Below are 15,113 nucleotides of genomic sequence, written 5' to 3'. Positions count from 1 at the left end.
CGGCCCTTTGGGGATCACGATGCGAATGCTATTTTTTCTTCGCAGGGATGACGCAATCGAACGTAGCAAGGATGCGGCGGTTTTTCTGCCGACCCGCGGCTGTCTTGTTGTCGGCGATGGGCTTGGTCAATCCGAAACCTTTTGCAGAGAGACGCCCCTTCGCGATGCCATATTTCTCGATCAGATAGGTCATGACCGCATCGGCGCGACGCTGCGACAACTTCAGGTTGTAGTCGGCGCCACCCACGTTGTCGGTATGGCCTTCGATTGTGCCCGTGGCTTCGGGGTAAGTCTTGAGGAACTCGGCAACCTTGCCGATCTCGGCATGGTACTTCTTCTTGATATCTGCCTTGGCTGTGTCGAATTCGACTTCCAGCTTGATGCAGAGCTGCTCCGTAACCGTCACCTTGGCGTTGCTGGTTGCCTTCCCGCCTGCACCGCTGCAGGTCAAGGTGTAGTCGGCGCTCCCTTCGGGAGAAACCTTCTGGGTTCCCTGCAGCTGGACAGTGCCGAGATCGGGCTGGATATCGGCAGCAGTCGCGTTCTGACAGGCCCATTCAATCGTGCTGGAGCCGCCTTTGGTGATTGCAGCGGGGATAGCCGTCAGAGTGGCCACGGGAGCAGCCGGCTGGGTTACGCCTACGCTAGCTGCGCTGGTTGCCGAACCTGTCGCACTGCTACAGGTAAGGATATAGTCGGTGTTGTCTGCAGGGCTCAGGGTCCTGCTCCCCTGGGGAGGAACCTTTCCGATGCCGGGCTGGATGTCGGCAGAATCGGAATTCTTGCATGCCCAGGTGATGGTGACCGCTTCCCCCTTAGTCACAGAGCCGGGAGAGACAGCAAGACTGGCTTCAGGAGCAGGCGGAGCAGGCTTCGGCGCAGGTGGGGGTACCGGGGCTACAACAGGCGCCGGCTTGGGTTCTACCACCGGGGCCGGGGCCGGCTTTGCCCCCCCGAACAGGAACGAGATACCGACACTGTATTCCACATTGTGGAGGGTCTGATTATTGACCTGGCCGAGCAGATCGTCCTTGAAAATGAGATGGCGAACATCACCACGGAAGGCTACTTCGTCGGTAAGGAAGTACTTCACCCCGGCGCCGTAGTTGAATGCGCCCCTGGTTCTCATCTTGTCGAAAGCCTCGTACTCGGCAGATCTCCCACCAAAGCCTGCAGCAATGAATGGCACGAGCTGGCTGTCCGGGATGAAATGATAGAGCACATCGAGATTGTAGTTGTATACCCTCAGGTTACTGTCGTTTTTCGTCCCGTCACTGCTAGTGAAGCCGAATGCACCCTCGGCACCCAGGTTTTTGGTGAAGTTGTAGCCGGCACGGAGACCCACAGTGGGGCTCATCTCCTGGTGCTCGACTCCGTCGAAAATGTAGCCGCCGAAAAACGGAGACACCGAGAAAACACCGGCCTGGTTCCCGGCCCAAGCAGATCCGGCAACAGTCAACAGAGCAGCTGCTGCCAAACAGACGATGCGTCTTTTCATACATCCTCCTTTCATTAACGAAAAATCACCCCTGCATTGCCTAGTCTTATACCACAGCGTGATGGCCTGGCAAGACAAAATTCCCTCGATCGCTGTCGAGCCGGTGCCAGTGTGGGAATTACACCAGTGCTCATGGTTGCAGCAGGTGTAACCTTGCATTCGTAGCCTCGCTGCACTATTATATGATGTTTTTCCGGGAGAAAGCGACATGCCCCAAACCCTTTCATTTTCAGAACAGCTCCTCGACAGCCACTGCGTGGTGGACGTCCGCACCCCTCTGGAATACGCCGAGGACCACCTGCCCGGCGCGATCAACATACCACTTCTGTCCAATGAAGAACGGGTCGAGATCGGCACCCTCTACAAGCAGGCCGGCCCTCAACCGGCACGTATCCGCGGGCTGGAACTGACTGCCGGGCGTTTTCCAGGCATGGTTGCAGACATAGCCTCTGCCGCAACCGGTCGCCCGATCCTGGTCTACTGCTGGCGCGGCGGGCTACGCAGCAAAACCGTCGCCACCATACTTGAACTGACCGGGCACCCGGTGGCTCAACTCACCGGAGGCTACAAGGCCTTCCGCAATCATGTCGTGGCCTATTTCACGCCATTCTCCCCTCCTGCACCCCTGGTGGTGATCCACGGCATGACCGGCATCGGAAAAACCGACTTCATTCTCCGGCTGGCCCCTGATCGCTTCAGCACCATCGACCTGGAGGGGATTGCCTGCCATCGCGGATCGGCATTCGGCGAACTTGGCCTGTCCCAGGACCATCTCACGCAAAAGGGCTTTGAAACCCTTCTCTGGGACACCTTTCGCCGCATGCCCGCTGGCAGGCCGATCATCATCGAGGGCGAAAGCCGCCGTATCGGCAAGGTTTCGCTGCCAGGAGACCTTTACGAGGTTATGCGCGCCTCCACCAAGGTCTGGTGTTCCGCCTCCCTGGAGACGCGGGTGCAACGGCTCATCGATGAATATGGGAAAACGGAATACCGTGAAGCAATGGCAGAAGCCCTGGCACGGATTGCCAAAAAACTGGGCGGTGACAGCTACCGCGAATTACTGGATCATCTGAAAAACTGGGAGATGGAACCGTTCATGGCAGGTCTGGTGGAACGGTACTATGACAAGGTTTACTACAAGACCCGTGACTGGAAAGAAGAGTTTTCGCTGTCACTGGAAGATTACGACCGTGCCGCCAAGGAACTGGACGAACAACTCTCCAGCCGCGGGATCTGAAAGGCATTGGTTTTTGTTCTACAACGGCCTTCACCCCGCCACATCAGGACCGACATGTCTACATACCTCCGGGTATGCCAGCAGAGCTGGGAAAAAACGACTAAAATCTTCATGCAGCCCAGCATAGTGCTTCCGTAGCTCGTCTCCACCCATGGCAAGCGGATTTGCCCTTTTCAACCGCATACCCATCCGCTGCAACGCCAACTCGACCCCCTCGATCTCACGATAGGACGGGAGCCATTCGATGAAGAGAGCCGGAAGAATCCGTTCGAGCCGCCCAGGAAGTACCTGCCGATGCTCCCTGAGGACCCGGCAGGCGCATTCAATGTAGTCGGACAGGGGAAGGCTGGCATAGACATCCCACTCCCGGGCCAGGAAGTGATCGTAGAAAAGGTCCACCATCACCCCGCGGTACAGTCCGCAGGGATCGCTGAGGCGGCGTTTGCTGCAGCGGAAATATTCATTCGCTGCGGCAAAGGAATCGATACTTCGATGCAGTTGCACCCCCTCCATGATCCCTGCCGGATATTGACCCGGCAGGAGCCGCCCCTTGATAAAATCCCCCATCAGATTGCCAACCATGACTTCTTCCCTGCTGCCAGACAACAGGAGATGCGCGAGGAAATTGATGGCAGCCTCCCTTTAGTGGCCCTTCAACGTTGCGGAAAGGCCCTCTATGAGCTGCGTCCGCTGCTTGGCAGAGAGACGCGCCTCAGGATGGGCAAAGCGATAGGCAAAAGGAGGCATATCCCCCTCGGTGATCTCCTTGGCGATCTCTTCGGGACGTTCTCCCTCGCGGGTCCCTCCCTGCCAGTCGGAAAAATTCAGCTTCTCGCGCCCTTCCTGCACGTCATGAGCGATCAACCACGAAACAGGCGCATACCGTGCATACCACGGCCAGATGGTTTCAAAACTATGGCAGTTGAAGCAGGCCCGCCGGGCAAGTTCACGGGTATCCGGAGAGTCCCACTGGGGCTCTGCCACCACCGAAGGATTGTTATGGTCGCGGCCATAGGGGACTGCCTGCATCAGGGCAAGTCCGACTACAGCAGTCAGCGTGACATACAATGTGCTTTTTTTCATACGTTCATTCCTTTCCGCACAAATGAGTTATCTTTGGCACCAGACCGTGCGGAGTACCGGACGCAACCCTGCCCTGTTCTGCTGGCTGGATCTTAGTCAGAGAATGCGCCATGCCCTGAACTTGCGCACCAGTTTCACCGGATGATAGGAGAGTTTGGCGGTCCGCAAACCCGGTTCTCCAAGGTCCTGCTCCCGATTGACATAGAGACAGTCGGTAAAAAGCTTACTATTGAACTGCTGGTCCACCAGTTGAGAAATCCCTTCCATGAACGGATCGGACTTCTCGAAGTGGCAGACCGACGTCTCGCGGTTGAGCCGTTCCCCCAGGGCAAAGGCAGCGACTGCACCCTCGACGAGAACCGTCACCCCCTCAAGCCCCAGAACAGCTGCAAGCTGTAGCCCCTCTGCCGTTGCCGATGCTTCGAGGACTGCCGAACGGTTGTCGTCGCTGCCGCGGACCCGCTGCCATTCGGCAAGCAACCTGAGTGCACCGTCCAGATGTGTTGGCCGGAATATTTCGACCGTAAAGTCGTGGCGGCTGGCAAAGTAGTTCAGCCGGTTCTTTTTCTTGTGGAAACGATTGCCGGACAGCTCGGCCAGTTCACTCCGCAGATAGAGATAGTCAAAAGCATCCCGGTCTTCCAACACCTTAAGGCCAGTGTCGGCAAGGTAGCGGCTCACAAACGGCTCATCTGCTCCGTAGAGAATGAGGCCGCTCCCAAACAGGATATCCAGGGCAGCTGCGACATCACCTGAGAGCGGCGGCAAAAAATAGGCATCTCCGTCATACCCTTTTCCCAGCACTACCAATGCATCAGCTAGCAGAGTAAGCCGATAGTCGTGGGCCTGGCGGAAGAGAAAAAGCCCGGCAAAGGTCAACTCTGACACTGCCGGCTGTAGCTCCGCAAAAAGCGGATCAAGCCTTTCCTTGTCTGCAAGCTCCATTGGGCGGCTGGCAGGGTACTGCGGAATGGGGGAAGCAGAGTTCATGAAGAGAGTATAGCGGTTGAAGTGCTGGTTGGCTACAGCAGCACCACGAGGATCGCACCCGCCCCGAACACCGACAGGTTGCAGACTGCGGAGATGCCATGCAGGCGGGAAAATTCCCGGCGCAGGGGATGGTCCTTCGGCGTGGTCTGGAAGGAAGGAATCTCCTTTTTCAGGGCAGCGGCCTTCGGTTCGATGTAGAAGGCCTGAAATGAGGTTGCCGCCAGCATGACCGCCAAAAGTACTAGGGCAGCGATGAAATGCCGTGTCGCGCCACGCTGCAGAAGCAAACAGATCAGCGCAACAGCACCACAGACAAGACCCCAACGGAAATAACCGGGGAAGAGATAACCAACGATCCGGCCGGCAACGTCTCGATTCTCATTGCTGAAGATGATCGGAGTGAGGATAAAGGTGAAGATGGCGACCCCACCCACCCAGAAGGCCAGTGAAAGGCGAAGCAGTGCGGTGATGACAGCGGTCATGGTAAATCCTCCTGGTGCTGTAATGCAAAGCGCTCTATGATCCAGCGGGCGATGCTGCGATGGGGAGGGAATCCCCCCGGCAGACTTGACGGGGAAAACCAGCGGGCATCCTCCAATTCGCTGGTGTCGACGACGATCTCACCTCCAGCGTAGTCTGCCACGAAACCAGCCATGAGCTGACTGGGAAACGGCCAGTTCTGGCTTCCCACATAGCGGACGTTACTGACGGTCACGCCGGTCTCCTCCCGCACCTCGCGGACGGCACACTCTTCCAACGATTCGCCGAAGTCGAGAAAACCGGCAACCAGGCTGTAACGCCCCTCTGGCCAGGTCGCCTTGCGGATGAGCAAAAATTCATCGTGCCGCTTCACCAGCACGATGGCACAGGGATGAATGGCGGGATACTGTTCGTGACCGCAGGCAGGGCATTGCTTTCCCCAGGTGCCGCGTACCCGGCTGGTATGGACACCGCACCGCGCACAGAGCCTGCTCAACCGCTCCCAGTGGAGGATCTGCTGGGCAAGGCCACCGATGGTGAGCAGACTGTCATCCAACCGCTCCTTGACGGCATTGAACGGCTCAACCGAGTACGGAGGCTCAACAACCGTATCCTTGCCGATGCGGAGGATTCGTAACGGCTCTCCCCGCCAGTAGCCGATGAACAGGGGCTCACGGCTCTTCGACTTCCAGCCGGCCGGCAAACGTCGCGGCAGAGAGCAGACGCCATCGATCTCTTCGACAACCAGAGAGCCGCCCATCAATACCGCATACGGTCCATCACCCTGTGGCAATTGATCCGGCAGCCCCCTTATGAATTCGTCCCCGAGCAGAGTCGCATTGAACGGCAGATTGACAGTATCGGGATAACGCATGACTCTTTCCCCCGGAAGTATGTGTATGGTTCTTTGAAAACCGTGAGGACCCATCACATTTACTGGGAGCAGTCTCTAGTCTTCAAATGAGTACGTAGGCTTCAAAAGATCATACCCCTGAAATCGTTGAACGGCAATAACGAGCTTCGCAAACTCGTCGCGGACCCGGTAAAGACGCACCTTCTGAAACATCAGAAACAGAAAGGGCGGCACAGTGGCCGCCCTTCCCATTCCCCTTCGTCGTCAGAAACCCGTCAGGCTGCGTCGGCAAGCCCTTCAAACTCATCCTGGCGAAACATCTTTTCCACGTCGAGCAGGATCAGCAGTCTGTCCGCTGCCCGGCCAACGCCCATCAGGCACTCGGAATCGAATCCCTTGATCACGTCCGGAGTAGCCGAAACCTGGTCCGCATTGAGCTTCATCACCTGCGAGACCTTGTCCACCACCAGGCCAACCGTTACCTTGCCGAACGACACCACTACGATGCGGCGGTTCTGCTCGTTGATGTTATCCGCGAAGGGCAGGTGCATCCGCTTGCGGAAATCGATGATGGGAATGATCTTGCCACGCAGGTTAATGACCCCCTCGACGTAGTCAGGGGCATTAGGCATCACCGTGATATCCACCATCCGGATGATCTCCTGCACCTTGAGTATATCGATGCAGAACTCCTCTCCGCCAACGGTAAATCCGACCATGTGAAGGGAATCGCCCGTCCCACTGCTTCGTACCTGTGTTGAAACATCGAATGCCATGTCCAACCTCCCTTAATACGTACTCCGACATATATCAGACTGTACAAAACACATTTACCTCATTTTTCGGCCAAACAGTTTAAAACTTAAGAGGAATGATCATAAATTCTCTATTCTTTCTATTAACAACCCATAAATCTTTCTTGGCAATTCTTTTGGGCCACGCGGATTCCCCTGCGAGGGTCAGGCTGCCAACTTGAATTGTCCGACAAGACGTTGCATGCTTTCTGCCAGACCTGCCAGTTGCCCCGCGGCGGTGGCCGATTCATGGGCGCCGTTGGCCGTATCCTGCACTACTTCGGTAATCTGGTGAATATTTTTGCTGATATCACCAGTTGTGGCTGTCTGCTCTTCGGCAGCTGTAGCCACCTGGTTCACCTGCATGACCACGCTGTTGATCTGAGCCAGGATCTCGGAGAGTGCCTGTCCTGATTTTGCTGCTTCATCGGTACCGTGCTCCACCTCCCGGACCCCTTCTTCCATGGCCATCACTGCACTCTTGGTCTCGGACTGGATCGCCTTGATCATCTCGCCGATTTCACGGGTCGCCGTGGTGGTCCGTTCGGCAAGAGCCCGGACCTCATCGGCAACTACGGCAAATCCACGCCCTTGCTCACCGGCCCTCGCCGCTTCGATCGCAGCGTTCAGCGCCAAAAGATTGGTCTGATCGGCAATATCCTCGATGGTACCGATAATTGCACCGATCTGATCGCTACGGGAACCGAGCCCTTCGACAGCACTCGCCGTATCCTTGACACGCCCGGCAATCTGCCCCATCACCGACACGGTAAGATTGACCACCTCTGCTCCGGCAGTAGCGGTGTTACTTGCCTGGTGGCTCCCCTCGGCCGCCATCTGGCAGTTATGAGCAATGTCGGCACTGGTGGCTGCCATCTCTTCTCCTGCTGTCGCCACTGTACCCGCCTGGGCAGCCACTTCTTCGGCACCAGTCGCAATCCTCTCTGCGCTGGCCATCAGCTGATTGGCAGCAGAGGCAACCTGGGTCGATGTCTCTGCTACCTCCTTGATGGTGGTGTGCAGGTTTTCCGCCATGTTTCGGAACGCATCGCTCAACTGGCCGATCTCGTCGCCGGAGGTATGCGTGATCTTCACGCTCAGGTCTCCGGAGGCAATCTGCGTCGACTGGGCTGTCAAGGAACGCAATGGAACCGTTATGGAGCGGCTGAGCAACAGGCCCAGCACAAAGGCAACAATCGCCCCTGTCAGAGTGAGTGCCGTAATGATCCAGCCGCTTCGTGTGCTGAGAATATGGTTCTGGTTCGCCACGGCTCCCACGCTCTTGACCAGATATGCCGACAGGCTGTCGATGGCAGCCATCTCATTATCGGCAGCTTGCCTGGCGGCGGTACCTTCCATGTAGAGTTGGGCTTCCTTATCCCTGTTTGCCCGCGCCAGTTCGACGATCTTGTCGAGATGAGGGGTATAGTTTTTTCGAGTATCAACAAAGGTGGCAAACAGTTTTTTCGACTCGTTGTCTGGCAGGCCCTTTTCCAGTTCTATTGCCGTAGCATCAATCTCTTCGCGATATTTCCTGATCAATGTTCCGTGTTCATCAACCTCTTCGCCATCCGTCGCCATGATGATATCTCTGGTGTTGACACGGAGGCGCTGGAATGCGGTGCTGATCTCCCCCACTGCTTCCAGGGGACGGACCCCCTTCTCATAAAGGGCCAGGCTGGCTTCATCGAGCTTCTTTATGTCGATGAAGCCCAACGTGCCGATTATCGCAGTAATCAACACAACCAGGAAGAAACCTCCCACAAGACGTACCCCGATTTTTACATTGCGCAACATAGACTCTCCTCCCTTTCCGCGTCTGACTTCATACACCGATCGTGCACTAGATGGCTCTTCGGAAAAGGGGAAGCTTACTGAAGACGGTGCACTGCTGAAAATACCGTCAGAAAACAGGCTGTTCTGTGTAAGCACTATCCCTACAGACCGTAGGGGCTGCAGCCGGGAGTCAATCCACAAGACCATTCCGGATAAAATAGGTGGTTATTTCGGCGTTGCTCTTCATCTGCATTTTTTCCAGGATCCGTGTCCGATACGTACTGACGGTTTTTGCACTCAGAACCAGATCCGTTGCGATCTCCGTGATGGTCTTGCCTGAAGCGATCCGACAGCCGACCTGGAACTCCCGGTCAGAAAGAGTTTCATGCCTCTCCTTGCACTGCATGCCATTTGCCAGCTCCGACACCAGCAGCTCAGACAATGTCGAGCTGACATATTTCCCTCCTTGCAAGACTCTCCTGACAGCGGCCACCAGTTCATCCGGCGCACTCCCTTTGGTCAGATACCCGGCAGCACCGGCCTTCAAGGCCCGGACTGCATACTGCTCTTCCGGGTGCATGCTGAGCATCAAGACCGGCAACTGCGGTTTTATCTGTTTGAGCTGCTTCAACACCTCTAATCCGTTTCTCCCTGGAAGGGATATGTCCATCAAAACCAGATCAAAGTTATGATCAACGACCTTTGCATATGCCTCCTGGCCGTCTTTTGCCTCATCGTGCCGGAAAACCCCATCAAAGGCATCGAGAAGAATCTGAGCCAATCCTCTTCTGACAATGGCATGATCATCTACTATCAGGATACGCATGTTGTCGGATCTCCTCTTCTTCCAGAGGGATGGTAACCGTCACCGTTGTCCCTGTTCCGTGACTCCCTGATATCCGCAGCTTACCACCCAGCATCTCTGCGCGTTCCCGCATCCCCATCAAACCATATGCACAGGGGGAATCGATTTCATGTTGCGCAATCCCTCTGCCATTGTCGCGTATCTCCAACTCCAACCCTCCCCTGGTGTGCTTCAGAGAAATGGCAACGTCCGTTGCCCGACTGTGACGGGCGACATTGGTGAGGGCCTCCTGGAAGATCCGAAATATTTCTGCGGAAAAGTCCGGAGGGAGATCGGAGTCGCTTATGTCGATTGCCTGTGTACACCGGATACCCGTCCTATTGGTAAACTGGCCGGTTTCCCAGTCAAGGGCTGCTCTCGTGCCAACGTCATCCAGATACCGGGGGCGCAAGCCTGCCGAAATCTTCTGTACCTCCTTGATTCCGGCATCGACAAGCGCCTTCATCCCCTTGATCCGCTCAGAAAGTTCTCTGTTTCCTGCTGGCAACTTCCTGTGCAGCCACGAGATCTCGAACGCAAGCCCCGTCAGCAATTGTCCCAATTCATCATGAATCTCCCGGGAGATCGCTTTTCGCTCATGCTCCCGTGCCGACTCCAGTTGTGCGCAAAGTAGCAGTTTATTCATGATTCCGCCCGTGACACGACAAGCAATGCGATGGTTGAACCTGAGATATATCGGTAAATGTTATGGCCCGCGATCACAAAAATCCCTACGTTTCAGTAAGCACTCGACGTCTTGATCATCGATTTCCTGGAACAGTTTTCAATGTCTGGCTCCATGGTCAAGCCATTCGTGGATACTGCCGGCAGCCTCCAACAATTACATATCAATAAAACAATACTGACATATAACAAACGACCATATGTAACTATGTTTATATTATTTTCATATAGTAGTAGTATTACAGCTTAAATTTATTTGTAAATAGTTGCTAATATATTTTAGTGTATACGCAATATATGGTTAAGTATCATATACTGTCTTGCTTGTTTAAACTTATTGCACATATCAATGAATCTACTTATACAAAAAAGGACAAACCTTTTCAGGATTGTCCTTATATGCAGAATCACATTACGATATATAGTGCGATATCGTTTATTGACTGAATACAAAACCGTCGCGAGACCTTCATCCCAACGGAGCTATCAAGATTTCAAAGACAGTCCGTCAATCCTCTCAATCTCAGAGAATTGTCCCCGGACCGGCAGGAGGCAGCAACGACCTACACCCTGAACTGCCCCACCAACCGCTGCAGATCTTCAGCCAGACCGGAGAGCATGTTGGCGGCAACGACCGACTCCTGAGCACCATGGGCGGTGTGCTGCACCACGTCGTTGATCTGCTGGATGTTGTTGCTGATCTCGGCAGTGGTGGCCGTCTGTTCCTCGGCTGCCGTCGCAATCTGGCTTACCTGCATGTTCACCGCATTGATCTGCTCCAGGATTGCCTGCAGCGCCTCGCCTGACTTGGACGCCTCCATGGTGCCGCTCTCGACCTCGCGCACCCCCTCATCCATGGCTGCCACCGCTGCTTTGGTCTCATTCTGGATCGCCTTGATCATCTCGCCTATCTCGCGGGTCGCCTTGGTGGTCCGCTCGGCCAGCGCCCGCACTTCGTCGGCCACCACCGCAAAGCCCCGCCCCTGCTCGCCGGCACGCGCCGCCTCGATGGCCGCGTTCAGCGCCAGGAGGTTGGTCTGGTCGGCAATGTCCTCGATAGTGCCGATGATCTCGCCGATCTGGTCGCTCCGTGCCCCCAGGCTCTCCACGGTCTTGGCCGTCTCCTGTACCCGGCCGGCAATCCGGCTCATCACCTGAACGGTGTTCTCCACCACCGCAGAACCGTCCTGGGCGGTCTGACTGGCGTGTAGTGCCCCATTGGCAGCATTGTGACAGCTGTTGGCGATATCGCCGCTGGTGGCAGACATCTCTTCGCTGGCCGTGGCAACAGTCCCTGCCTGGGCTGCCATCTCCTCGGCGCCGCTGGCCATCTCCGCCGAAGTGGAGTGGAGCTGGGTCGCAGCAGAAGCGACACGCTCACTGTTGCTCGCCACCATGGAGATTACCTCACTCAGCTTTCCGGCAGTGGCATTCACCTCTGCGGCCAACAGACCCATCTCGTCACGGCTCGTGATGTGGGAACGGGCAGCCAGGTTGCCTGCCGCCACCTCCTGCAGGGTCCCGAATACCGATTTCAACGGCCCTGATATCGAGTTGGCGATAAGCGTACCTCCCATAAGGGCCAGGATCACGATGACAATCACAGCAGCGAGCAGCAGTAACCGAGACTGCTTGTAGCTAGCAGTATCGCGCTGGAATATGCCTTCGCCCTCCTTGATATGCTGCGCGACCATCTCCGCTATTACTTCAGCCGGCTTGCCATAGATCGGAGCAACCGTACCGGTAGCGAACGCAATGACGTCGCTTGCCGAAACGGCACTCCCTCCGGAGTTCGCCTGTTTCGCCATCTGACCGAGCTTTGTCCCTTCAGCCACATACGACTCGAACCCCTTGGTAAATGCAGAGATCTGCTCGATTTCTTTCTCACTAAGCTCATTCTTACGATACGTTTCCAGTTTCTTCCGCACATTTTCGATCTGGCTGACAAAATCCTTTTCTTTTTCATCTATCTTGGCCGGATCCTTGAGCACCATCATGTAAACCAGGTCGAGGCGCATGGCCAGAAAATGGTTTTTCAGGTCCTGCAGCAGAGCCACGTCCTCAAGCCCTTGCATCAATTCACCCTCGGCCTTGTTCATCTTCTGCATGTTCATAAGGCCAACCGAGCCTACGATCACAAGAGCGACACACCCTGCCACCACCAACGCCAATATCTTGTTCCTTACTTTCAGATCTGCCCAGAATCTCATCTGCATCTCCTTTAACGTGACCTCGAGGGGTTACGTTATCAATACTGCGTCAACTCTTTGAAGGATAATAATCCGCCCCATTGCGTATGCATCATATGACCTTATGAAAAACATGCGATAGTTGACTAATCGCCGATTATTACAAACACTTTAGACAAAAATAAGGGTTTCCCTTATTACTATATTCGATAACCCTTATATCGTATTGCAGACAGATAGTTGCAGCACTTTGGCACACATTCATAGATCCGAAAACGACAAGGGGGAGCAGGTTATTGGCCTGCTCCCCCTTGAGGGTGCATCTTCAGTGCTACCGGATATACAATTCAGTTCATAATTCCCGCATCGCGCCGTTTCGTTCCGGAAGCGTCAGACCCTGAACTGCCCCACCAGCCGCTGCAGCTCTTCAGCCAGACCGGAGAGCATGTTGGCGGCAATGACCGACTCCTGGGCACCATGGGCGGTGTGCTGAACCACGTCGTTGATCTGCTGGATGTTGTTGCTGATCTCGGCAGTGGTGGCCGTCTGTTCCTCGGCTGCCGTCGCAATCTGACTTACCTGCATGTTCACCGCATTGATCTGCTCCAGGATTGCCTGCAGCGCCTCGCCTGACTTGGACGCCTCCATGGTGCCACTCTCGACCTCGCGTACCCCTTCTTCCATGGCTGCCACCGCTGCCTTGGTCTCGTTCTGGATCGCCTTGATCATCTCGCCGATCTCACGGGTCGCCTTGGTAGTCCGCTCGGCCAGCGCCCGCACCTCGTCGGCCACCACCGCAAAGCCACGCCCCTGCTCGCCGGCACGCGCCGCCTCGATGGCCGCGTTCAGCGCCAGGAGGTTGGTCTGATCCGCTATATCCTGGATAGTGCCGATGATCTCGCCGATCTGGTCGCTCCGTGCCCCCAGGCTCTCCACGGTCTTGGCCGTCTCCTGTACCCGGCCGGCAATCCGGCTCATCACCTGAACGGTATTCTCCACCACCGCAGAACCGTCCTGGGCGGTCTGACTGGCGTGCAGTGCCCCATCGGCAGCAGCATGGCAGCTGTTGGCGATATCGCCACTGGTGGCGGACATCTCTTCGCTGGCCGTGGCAACGGTGCTCGCCTGAGCCGCCATCTCCTCGGCGCCGCTGGCCATCTCCGCCGAAGTGGAGTGGAGCTGGGTCGCGGCAGAGGCGACACGCTCACTGTTGCTCGCCACCATGGAGATTACCTCCCGCAGCTTGCCACAGGTTTCGTTCACCTCTGTGGCCAGCATCCCCATCTCGTCGCGGCTGGTGATGTCGGAACGGGCCGCCAGGTTCCCCGCCGCCACTTCCTTGAGGGTCCCGAACACCGACTGCAGCGGCCTGGATACCGAATTGGCGATGAGGTTGCCGGCAAGGAGTGCACAAACCACTACCACAACAACGGAGAGCAGGAGTATTATCCTTGACTGCTTGAAATTCTTGACATCATTCTGATACAGTTCATCGGCTTCCTTGATATTGTTGGCCACCATATCGGAGATCACCGCAGCGGGCTTGACATAGATCGGTGCAACCGTATTGGTGGCAAATGCGATCACCTCATCGACCCCTGTGCCATTCCCACCGCTGTGCACCTGCTTGGCCATCTGCGCCATTTTCGTTCCTTCGACTACATAAGCCTCAAACCCCTGGATAAAGGACTTGACCTGCTCCCTTTCAACCGGAAGCAGATCGTATTTTTCATATTTGTCCAGCTTTTCCTTGACGTTTGCCACCTGTGCAGAAAAATCCTTTTCCTTCTCTTCGATCTTGGCCGGGTCCTTCAGCGCCATCATGTAAACCAGATCAAGACGCATTGTCAGGAAATGGTTTTTCATGTCCTGCAGCAAAGCCACATGTTCCAGCCCACTTTTGAGCTGTTCCTCGGCTGCGCTCATCCGCGACATGTTCAAAACCCCGAACAGACCAACTATCACGAGGCCCAGACAACCGGCAACGACGAGGAACATAATCTTTGCCTTCACCTTTAAATCAGCCCATATTCTCATATATGCCCCTCTCCTGTAGATAGTGTAATACTCCTGTTTTTTCGATATGTTCCTCTTGATACCCGACTAACCAATGCAAAACAAATCATGCAATTACTCGAACCTCCGTACATTTCCAAAGTTTTCCGACTTCATTAGTAATGTTCGGCTTATGCATACAAAACTTGAGAACATAGAGGCTACACCTTGTTCGCTACGAACTATTGTACCAGTATTGTTGACATTTTCCGAAAGCACGCAGCAGTAACCACCGAAAACGACAAGGGGGAGCAGGTTATTGGCCTGCTCCCCCTTGGGGGTGCATCTTCAGTGCTACCGGATATGCAATTCAGTTCATAATTCCCGCATCGCGCCGTTTCGTTCCGGAAGCGTCAGACCCTGAACTGCCCCACCAGCCGCTGCAGCTCTTCAGCCAGACCGGAGAGCATGTTGGCGGCAATGACCGACTCCTGGGCACCATGGGCGGTGTGCTGAACCACGTCGTTGATCTGCTGGATGTTGTTGCTGATCTCGGCAGTGGTGGCCGTCTGTTCCTCGGCTGCCGTCGCAATCTGACTTACCTGCATGTTCACCGCATTGATCTGCTCCAGGATTGCCTGCAGCGCCTCACCTGACTTGGACGCCTCCATGGTGCCACTCTCGACCTCG

The 15,113-nt window shown here is 55.6% G+C and carries 14 protein-coding genes; 1 reads left to right on the top strand and 13 read right to left on the bottom strand.

Annotated elements, in window-relative coordinates; translation table 11 throughout:
• Window positions 1–28: 28 nt before the first annotated feature.
• Window positions 29–1,816, bottom strand: coding sequence for an outer membrane beta-barrel domain-containing protein (locus tag GJT30_00070; GenBank protein MSM38015.1), 1,788 nt, complete (start codon window positions 1,814–1,816; stop codon window positions 29–31).
• Between GJT30_00070 and mnmH the strand changes: the two genes are divergently transcribed.
• Window positions 1,707–2,735, top strand: coding sequence for a tRNA 2-selenouridine(34) synthase MnmH (mnmH, locus tag GJT30_00065; protein MSM38014.1), 1,029 nt, complete (start codon window positions 1,707–1,709; stop codon window positions 2,733–2,735). The two genes, GJT30_00070 and mnmH, sit on opposite strands and share 110 nt — an antisense overlap.
• A gap of 30 nt (window positions 2,736–2,765) precedes the next feature.
• On the opposite strand, the gene GJT30_00060 is transcribed toward mnmH, so the two are convergent.
• The 12 genes from GJT30_00060 to GJT30_00005 form a co-directional block, all read right to left on the bottom strand.
• The gene (locus tag GJT30_00060) at window positions 2,766–3,365 is read right to left on the bottom strand and encodes a DUF479 domain-containing protein (protein MSM38013.1); all 600 of its coding nucleotides are present in this window, start codon (window positions 3,363–3,365) and stop codon (window positions 2,766–2,768) included.
• A gap of 12 nt (window positions 3,366–3,377) precedes the next feature.
• Window positions 3,378–3,818: a hypothetical protein gene (locus tag GJT30_00055; protein MSM38012.1), complete on the bottom strand. Its 441-nt coding sequence runs from the start codon at window positions 3,816–3,818 to the stop codon at window positions 3,378–3,380.
• Window positions 3,819–3,914: 96 nt separating this feature from the next.
• Window positions 3,915–4,808, bottom strand: coding sequence for a DUF2156 domain-containing protein (locus GJT30_00050; GenBank protein MSM38011.1), 894 nt, complete (start codon window positions 4,806–4,808; stop codon window positions 3,915–3,917).
• A gap of 32 nt (window positions 4,809–4,840) precedes the next feature.
• Window positions 4,841–5,290: a DUF4149 domain-containing protein gene (locus GJT30_00045; protein ID MSM38010.1), complete on the bottom strand. Its 450-nt coding sequence runs from the start codon at window positions 5,288–5,290 to the stop codon at window positions 4,841–4,843.
• Window positions 5,287–6,162 carry an NAD(+) diphosphatase gene (nudC, locus tag GJT30_00040; GenBank protein ID MSM38009.1) on the bottom strand — a complete coding sequence of 292 codons (876 nt, stop codon included), beginning with the start codon at window positions 6,160–6,162 and terminating at the stop codon, window positions 5,287–5,289. The genes GJT30_00045 and nudC overlap by 4 nt, the downstream gene beginning before the upstream one ends.
• Before the next feature lie 254 nt (window positions 6,163–6,416).
• Entirely contained in the window at window positions 6,417–6,917 is a 501-nt protein-coding gene (locus tag GJT30_00035) for a chemotaxis protein CheW (protein MSM38008.1), read from the bottom strand.
• Window positions 6,918–7,100: 183 nt separating this feature from the next.
• The gene (locus GJT30_00030; protein MSM38007.1) at window positions 7,101–8,732 is read right to left on the bottom strand and encodes a HAMP domain-containing protein; all 1,632 of its coding nucleotides are present in this window, start codon (window positions 8,730–8,732) and stop codon (window positions 7,101–7,103) included.
• A gap of 169 nt (window positions 8,733–8,901) precedes the next feature.
• Entirely contained in the window at window positions 8,902–9,537 is a 636-nt protein-coding gene (locus GJT30_00025; protein ID MSM38006.1) for a response regulator, read from the bottom strand.
• A complete protein-coding gene (locus tag GJT30_00020) occupies window positions 9,515–10,201 on the bottom strand; it encodes a hypothetical protein (GenBank protein MSM38005.1) in 687 nt (228 codons plus the stop codon). Before GJT30_00020 ends, GJT30_00025 begins: the two co-directional genes overlap by 23 nt.
• Window positions 10,202–10,802: 601 nt before the next feature.
• Window positions 10,803–12,449: a HAMP domain-containing protein gene (locus GJT30_00015; GenBank protein MSM38004.1), complete on the bottom strand. Its 1,647-nt coding sequence runs from the start codon at window positions 12,447–12,449 to the stop codon at window positions 10,803–10,805.
• Window positions 12,450–12,818: 369 nt separating this feature from the next.
• Window positions 12,819–14,465, bottom strand: coding sequence for a HAMP domain-containing protein (locus GJT30_00010; protein ID MSM38003.1), 1,647 nt, complete (start codon window positions 14,463–14,465; stop codon window positions 12,819–12,821).
• Window positions 14,466–14,836: 371 nt separating this feature from the next.
• On the bottom strand, window positions 14,837–15,113 hold a 277-nt coding region (locus GJT30_00005; GenBank protein MSM38002.1), incomplete at its 5' end, for a methyl-accepting chemotaxis protein.

The sequence above is a fragment of the Geobacter sp. genome, assembly GCA_009684525.1.
GTDB lineage: Bacteria > Desulfobacterota > Desulfuromonadia > Geobacterales > DSM-12255 > Geoanaerobacter.
Note: the sequence above shows the minus strand (reverse complement) of the source record. Positions and strands in the feature narration are given on the sequence as shown.

Coding starts and splice junctions, on each gene's coding strand:
- GJT30_00020 (MSM38005.1), bottom strand. CDS start 10,201: ATGAATAAACTGCTACTTTGCGCACAACTGGAGTCGGCACGGGAGCAT.
- GJT30_00070 (MSM38015.1), bottom strand. CDS start 1,816: ATGTTGATCGCGCCGGGCAGGTGGTCCTCGGCGTATTCCAGAGGGGTG.
- GJT30_00050 (MSM38011.1), bottom strand. CDS start 4,808: ATGAACTCTGCTTCCCCCATTCCGCAGTACCCTGCCAGCCGCCCAATG.
- GJT30_00030 (MSM38007.1), bottom strand. CDS start 8,732: ATGTTGCGCAATGTAAAAATCGGGGTACGTCTTGTGGGAGGTTTCTTC.
- GJT30_00035 (MSM38008.1), bottom strand. CDS start 6,917: ATGGCATTCGATGTTTCAACACAGGTACGAAGCAGTGGGACGGGCGAT.
- GJT30_00055 (MSM38012.1), bottom strand. CDS start 3,818: ATGAAAAAAAGCACATTGTATGTCACGCTGACTGCTGTAGTCGGACTT.
- mnmH (MSM38014.1), top strand. CDS start 1,707: ATGCCCCAAACCCTTTCATTTTCAGAACAGCTCCTCGACAGCCACTGC.
- GJT30_00010 (MSM38003.1), bottom strand. CDS start 14,465: ATGAGAATATGGGCTGATTTAAAGGTGAAGGCAAAGATTATGTTCCTC.
- nudC (MSM38009.1), bottom strand. CDS start 6,162: ATGCGTTATCCCGATACTGTCAATCTGCCGTTCAATGCGACTCTGCTC.
- GJT30_00045 (MSM38010.1), bottom strand. CDS start 5,290: ATGACCGCTGTCATCACCGCACTGCTTCGCCTTTCACTGGCCTTCTGG.
- GJT30_00015 (MSM38004.1), bottom strand. CDS start 12,449: ATGAGATTCTGGGCAGATCTGAAAGTAAGGAACAAGATATTGGCGTTG.
- GJT30_00025 (MSM38006.1), bottom strand. CDS start 9,537: ATGCGTATCCTGATAGTAGATGATCATGCCATTGTCAGAAGAGGATTG.